Source organism: Stenotrophomonas pictorum JCM 9942 (assembly GCF_001310775.1).
In the GTDB taxonomy this organism is placed as follows: Bacteria; Pseudomonadota; Gammaproteobacteria; order Xanthomonadales; family Xanthomonadaceae; genus Stenotrophomonas; species Stenotrophomonas pictorum.
This window is the reverse complement of the sequence record NZ_BAZI01000150.1, coordinates 1-6,657: the sequence shown is the minus strand read 5'-3', so window position 1 is coordinate 6,657 and position 6,657 is coordinate 1. Positions and strand designations below refer to the sequence as shown.

The 6,657-nt window shown below is 64.2% G+C and carries 3 protein-coding genes and 2 pseudogenes; 3 read left to right on the top strand and 2 right to left on the bottom strand.

The features are described from left to right. Together JCM9942_RS09070 and JCM9942_RS09065 are read right to left on the bottom strand one after the other, a co-directional pair. Positions 1–187, bottom strand: a pseudogene (locus JCM9942_RS09070) (diaminopimelate decarboxylase); the annotation flags it as partial. Positions 188–280: 93 nt separating this feature from the next. Beyond that, positions 281–3,277 carry a TonB-dependent receptor gene (locus JCM9942_RS09065; RefSeq protein WP_054659150.1) on the bottom strand — a complete coding sequence of 999 codons (2,997 nt, stop codon included), beginning with the start codon at positions 3,275–3,277 and terminating at the stop codon, positions 281–283. A gap of 407 nt (positions 3,278–3,684) precedes the next feature. Between JCM9942_RS09065 and JCM9942_RS09060 the strand changes: the two genes are divergently transcribed. The 3 genes and pseudogenes from JCM9942_RS09060 to JCM9942_RS09050 form a co-directional block, all read left to right on the top strand. Continuing rightward, positions 3,685–5,145 (top strand): C40 family peptidase, encoded by a 1,461-nt coding sequence (locus tag JCM9942_RS09060; protein ID WP_054659148.1) that lies wholly within the window; start codon positions 3,685–3,687, stop codon positions 5,143–5,145. Then, positions 5,142–6,239, top strand: a complete 1,098-nt coding sequence (locus tag JCM9942_RS09055) for a dipeptide epimerase (RefSeq protein WP_054659146.1) — start codon at positions 5,142–5,144, stop codon at positions 6,237–6,239. The genes JCM9942_RS09060 and JCM9942_RS09055 overlap by 4 nt, the downstream gene beginning before the upstream one ends. A gap of 151 nt (positions 6,240–6,390) precedes the next feature. Further along, positions 6,391–6,657 (top strand): annotated as a pseudogene (locus tag JCM9942_RS09050) (MurR/RpiR family transcriptional regulator); the annotation flags it as partial.

The window sequence follows — 6,657 nt, the reverse complement described above, 5'->3', positions numbered from 1 at the left end:
CCGCATAGCGGATACCGGCGTTCAGGCCGGACAGCGCCTGCCGCAGCGCCCGCACGCGCTGGCGCAGCGCCGGGGCCGAGTACACATACAGCGGCGTGCCTTCGCGTGCGGCCAGCGCCGGCAGATCCACCTGGTCGAACGTGGCCGGCAACCCGTCCCGGCGATGTTTTTCCACAACGTGCTCCAAAGCAGTGCTCCAGAAAAAAGGCGGCCCCACTGCACGGGGCCGCCGGAGGGGAATCTCAGAACCGATGGACCGTCATTGACGGACGCGGCCGGTTCAGAAGTTCCAGGTCACCACCAGATTCGTATAGCGCGGTGCCTGCCAATTGGTGCCTTCGCCGAAGTAAGGCATCTTTGTCCCCGGGGTGCTCTCGTAGCGGGAGTGCACATTGACCACGGTCTGCCGGTTGAGCAGGTTGTACACCGACAGGCGAGCCTTCAGGTCGATGCCTTCCACCGGCAAGGTCCACATCACGCTGGCACCCATATCGATCACCCAGGGCATGCGGCCGAAGGCGCCGCGTCCGGAATACTCCAGCTCGCGGGTCGCCCAGGTCGAGCAGTTGGCCTTGCACAGCCACCCGGAGCCACCGCCACTGTATTCACCCGGGCCACCGGCATTGCGGTTGTCGTCCGGCCACACCACGCCGAACGCGGTGATCGGGCCGCCCGAGCGGGCCGACAGCGTGCTGCCGAAGGACCATTGCTCATTGAGCTTGAAGGTGCCGCGCAGCTTGAACTGGTGGCGGGCGTCATTGAAGGTGACACCGAAACGCTCGTTGACGGCCGGGTGATCGTAGTACTGCACCAGGTTGGTGTCGTTGTAGCCGGTATCCGAATTGACCGGCCCTTCGATATTGCCCTCGCTCTTGGACAGCAGGTAGCTGGCATTGAACGACCACTTGTCATTCCAGGCACGGTCAACCTGGAACTCCAGCGCCTTGTAGGTACGCTTGGGACGCTTGTAGCCCATGATGTTGCCACTGCCCAGGGCCTTGTAGCCGTCCTTGGACGAATCCAGCGTCACCCAGCTCTCGGTATCCGGGCACCACAGCTGATTGGTTTCACCCGGGTTGATGATCGGCCAATCTCCGGAATACCAGGCGCAGCCTTCCACATGGTTGATGCGCGCATCTTCCACCGCACGCGTCATACGGCGGTAGGTGGCGTTCACGCCGTAGGACCACTCCTCGTTGATCGCCTGCTGGAAGCCCAGGATGTATTCGTCCTGGAAGACCTGCTTCAGGTCACGCGCCACCGCCGTGCGCACATCCGTCGGTGCCGGGGCATTGCCATCGGTGTTCACCGGGCCGATCTGCTGGCCGAGCACTGGAACCAGGTAGGTATTGCCGGTCGAGCTTTGCTTCTGTGCCCAGCCATTGAGCGCATAGTAGGTGTGCTCGTCGGTGGTACCACCACCGAAGTAGTCGGCGATCTTGTTGGTGAGCGGGGTGTAGTAGCGGCCGGCGTTACCAAACACCTTCATCGAGCCATCGCCCTTCACGTCCCAGCTGAAGCCCAGGCGCGGGGAGATCATGTCGGTGAACTTGCTCTTGGCAAAGGTCGCACCGGAAGCCAGCTTGTTGTGGAACTGGTCAAAGCGCACGCCAAGGTTCAACAGCAGGTTCGGCGTGACATTCCAGTTGTCTTCCACATAGAACGCCTGCGCCTTGGTGCTCACCGGCGAGCCGGTAACCTTGTAACGCGCATCGATGATGTCGGTGACGCCGGGGGGCAGCACCACGCCATTGACCGAACTACCGGCGTTCACCACCAGTGCCTGGTACATGAACCCGTCGCCCGGATAGACCACCGAGCTGTCCGAATCCATCACCTCCTGGTCCATGCCGAAGCGGACCAGGTGATCGCCCAAAGTCCATTCGAAGTCCAGGCGCGCCGCCTCTCGCTTGTCCTCGCGGCTGCTGATGGCGGCATTGGTCGGGTGGCAGCCCTCGTTGGTCTTGGGGCCGTACTTCTTGGTGTAGCTGGACGCCAGGGTGATGATGCTGCACTCGGCATCCAGCGGGCTGTTGCTCATGGCACTGCGCTTGTTGACGCCGTACATCGCCTTGGCGACAAAGTTGTCGGTGAGGCTGCCGGTATAGGTCAACGACCAGTTGTCGCCACCGGAGGAACCGCTGCTCTGGCCGCTGGAATCACCGAAGATGTTGGTATCCCAGTTGTAGTTCTCATAACTGGTGGTGACCGAATCGGCCTTGTCCGAGAATGCCAGCAGCTCCAGGCGGTTGTTGTCGTTGATGTACCAGTCGAGCTTGGTGCCCCAGAAATCGTTGTTGCTCTTGGTCTTCCACGCCTCGGTGGTGTCCACGTCCTGCGATTTGCTGTCGCGGTTCTCGTACATCGCGAAGAAGAACAGCTTGTCCTTCATGATCGGACCGGAAGCCCACACATTGGTCTTCGTCAGCGGGCTGCGATCGCGGCTGGTACGGTCGCGCTCGTCGATGGTGCCGTCGCTATGGAAATGGTCCTTCTTCGCCGAAGCCCATGCCGAGGGCTCCATGGTGACTTCGACGCCGCCCTTGAACTCGTTGCTGCCGGAACGGGTGATGGCGTTGATGACGCCACCGGTGCTGCGGCCGAACTCGGCCGAGTAGCCTCCGGTCTTGATCTGGAACTCTTCGTAGAAATTGAAGGGCACCGTCGAGAAGCCCTGGCGACGATAGGGGTCGGTGACGTTCAGCCCGTTGATGTAGGCCACGTTCTCGGCGACGGAGGAGCCGCCGAAGCTCAAGCCGCCGAAGCTTGAGCCCGAGCTCACCACGCCCGGCGCCAGCAACGCGACCGCGGCCACGCTCTGGTCCACCGGCATGCGCGAAAGCTCTTCGCGGTTGATGTTGAATGAGGACTCGGTCGAGTACACGTCCACGCGGTTGACGATGCGCGAACCAAGCACCTGCACCGAATCCAGAGTCACCGCGCCGCCGGCGGTGGCGCCACCGAGGTTGACCGTGGTGGTGCCGCCCAGCGACACGTTCACGCCCAGCGGTTCCTTGTCGGTCTCGCCATCACGCTTGACCTGCAGGCTGTAGTCGCCGACCGGCAGCTGGCTCAGGCGGTAGGCACCATCGGCGCCGACGGTCACGGTACGGGTCAGACCGGTGGCCTTGTTGGTGATGGTGATCTGGTCACCGGAACTTGCCCGGCCGGCGATCGCACCGGTGGCACTCTGTGCCATCGCGCTCGGCGCCAACGCCCCCAGGCACGCGCCCAGCGCAACCGCCAAAGCCGCTTTCTTCAACATTTTCGTGTTCATCCCCTGCTCTCTCCTGCAGATATTGAAAGTACCGCGCAAAACAACTTGTTATGCCGCTGCCCGTGGCACAGCCGGTCACTGGCAGTGGGAGTTCCCCTGATCGAAACGGAAAGGCTGCCTGTCCCGGCGCGCCAGCAGGCGACCGCGTTGCCCACCCTCGCCCGGCTCGCCTGTCGCTCCCTCCGACATGCCGACCGTCAGGCCCGGCAACGCACCGCCCGGACATCGATTGGCGGGAAGCAACGGGATGAAGATTTGGCGAATGGCTGGATCCACGGCAACACTTCTCTGGTGCAGGGTGGTGACGGCTGTGTACCACGCACCCGACAGCCGGTCAATAATTTATTCTTGCTTTAATTGGCGAAAGGAATAAATATTCCAAGGCACCATCAGAGGGGAACGCTCCAATGACCACCATTCCGGCGCAGCTGTTGCACCGACGCCTCGCCCCGCTGACCCGGGCCCTGATTCTTGCCACGGCGCTGTGCGCCGGACCGGCGTTCGCGCTGACCCTGTCACCGCCCAAGCCGGCCGCGCAGGCACCCGCCTACGCCGGCATCATCGGACTGGAGGAACGCCTGCTGGCGCCGCAGCCGTGGATCGCCCAACTGCCCGATGCCGACAAGCTGATCCTGGACCGCGCCGCCATCGCCGCGCAGAACGCGCGCATGCGCCAGCTCGACACTTCGATCATCGACCTGCGCGCCCTGCCGGCGACACTGCCGGAAGTACTGGTGCGCGAGCACATCGACGGCATCTCCCGCCTGCCAACCCGCCCGCTGTACGACGTGCAGGGCAAGCGGGTCGGCGCCGACCAGCTGCGCGCGATCAGCGACAACCTGGCGCTGGAGCGCATTCCGGCCAGCCGCCCGATCCAGTACGGGCTGGTGGTGCACCGCGCCGCGCTGCGTGCTTTCCCCACGGCGCTGCGGGTGTTCAGCAGCCAGGGCGACACCGACATCGACCGTTTCCAGGAGTCGGCGCTGTTCCCCGGCGACGCGGTGGCGGTGCTGCATGAAAGCGCCGACGGCCAATGGGTGTTCGTCGCCAGCGAACGCTACGCGGCATGGATGGAGAAGCGTTTCATCGGGATCGGCAGCGCCGGGCAGGTGTTCGGTTACGGCGCGCAAGGGCCGTACCGGGTGATCACCGCGGGCAAGGCCTTCACCGCACACACACCGGAGGAACCGCGTGTGTCCAACCTGCAGCTGGAGATGGGCCTGCGCGTGCCGGTGCTGGCCGACTGGCCGGCGATGGAGCCGGTCAACGGCCAGCAGGCCCATGCCGGCCATGTGATCCAGCTGCCGGTGCGCAACGACGATGGCAGTCTCGGCTTCGCACCGGCGCTGCTGCCGCGTTCGCAAGAGTCTTCCGACGACTACCTGCCGCTGACCCAGGCCAACCTGATCACCCAGGCGTTCAAATTTCTCGGCGAGCGCTACGGCTGGGGCCATTCCTACGACACCCGCGACTGCAGCGGCTTCGTCTCGGAGATCTACCGCAGCTTCGGCGTGCTGCTGCCGCGCAACACCAGCGCGCAGGCGATCAGCCCGGCCTTGAACCGCGTTCCTTTCACCGACAAGGACAGCAAGGCCAAGCGCAGTGATGCGATCGCCGGGCTGCAGGTCGGCGACCTGGTCTACATCCCCGGCCACGTGATGATGATGCTGGGCGACGCCAATGGCCTGACCTGGGTGATCCACGACACCTCCGGTGGCAGCTGGTACGGCGCCGACGGCAAGCGCGTGCACGCCAGCCTCAACGGCGTCTCGGTGACCCCGCTGCAGCCGATGATGGCCAGCGACACCGCCAGCTATATCGACCGCATCACCAACATCCAGCGCATCCGCCCGCAAGACACCAAATGAAGATCACCGACATCGAACTGGGCATGCTCCGCGTGCCACTGAAAACACCGTTCAAGACCGCATTGCGCACCGTGGAATCGGTGGAGGATGTGGTGGTTCTGGTGCGCACCGACACCGGCCATACCGGCTACGGCGAGGCCCCGGCCACGGCGGTGATCACCGGCGACACCCACGGCTCGATCATCGAAGCCATCAACAGCTTCATCAAGCCGCGCCTGATCGGCGAGGACATCGGCAACCTCAACCGGATCTGTGGCCTGATCCAGTCCTCGCTGGAACGCAACACCAGCGCCAAGGCGGCGGTGGAAATCGCCATCTACGACCTGTGGGCGCAGCTGCACGGCGCGCCGCTGTACCAGATGCTGGGCGGCGGCGACCCGGTGATCACCACCGACATCACCATCAGCGTGGACTACATCGACAAGATGGTGGCCGACTCGCTGTCGGCACTGGACCGCGGCTTCGAATCGCTGAAGATCAAGGTCGGCAAGGACATCGGCCTGGACATCGAGCGGGTCAAGGCGATCCACGCCGCGGTCGAAGGTCGCGCCCTGCTGCGCCTGGATGCCAACCAGGGCTGGACCGCCAAGCAGGCGGTGTACGCGATGAACGCGCTGGAGAACGCCGGCGTGGTGCTGGAACTGCTCGAGCAACCGGTCAAGGCCAACGACATCGCCGGCATGAAGTACGTCACCGAGCGGGTCAACACGCCGGTGATGGCCGATGAGAGCGTGTTCAGCCCGCACCAGGTGTTCGACCTGATCCAGCAGGGCGCCGCGGACATCATCAACATCAAGCTGATGAAGACCGGCGGCATCTCCAACGCGATCAAGATCGCCGACATCGCCGCGCTGTACGGCGTGCCGTGCATGATCGGCTGCATGCTCGAATCGAGCATCAGCGTTGCCGCCGCCGTGCACCTGGCGGTGGCCAAGTCCGGTGCGATCAGCAAGGTCGATCTGGATGGTCCGTCGCTGAGCCAGTTCAATCCGGTCGAAGGCGGGGTGATCTTCAACGAATCGGAGATCAGCATCACCAATGCGCCCGGCCTGGGCATCATCGAAGTGCGCGGCCTGGAGATGATCGCCGCATGATCGCGATGGCAGCGGCAACCGTTCTCTCTCCGGTTGCCGCTGCCGTCTGCGGACCACGGTCTGCCCGCGGCGGCGTTCCCCTCATCGCCATGAGGCGCCACGGCCGGCCGCAATCCCGTAGAGTCGCCCCCAGCCCAACCGCCGATCGCTCATGGCCCCGCTGCTGAAAATCCGCGCAGAACGCGAACACATGTCGGCGATCGAACGTCGCATCGCCGATTTCATCCTCGACAACGCCCACCTGCTGCGCGACTACTCCTCGCAGCAGCTGGCCAATGCGCTGGATATCAGCCAGTCCAGCGTGGTCAAGTTCAGCCAGAAGCTGGGCTTCAAGGGCTACCCGGACCTGAAGTATTCGGTCGGTGCCGCGGTGGCGGCGGCCGGCAACGGCGAGAGCACGCGCTGGCCGCCCGAGGAG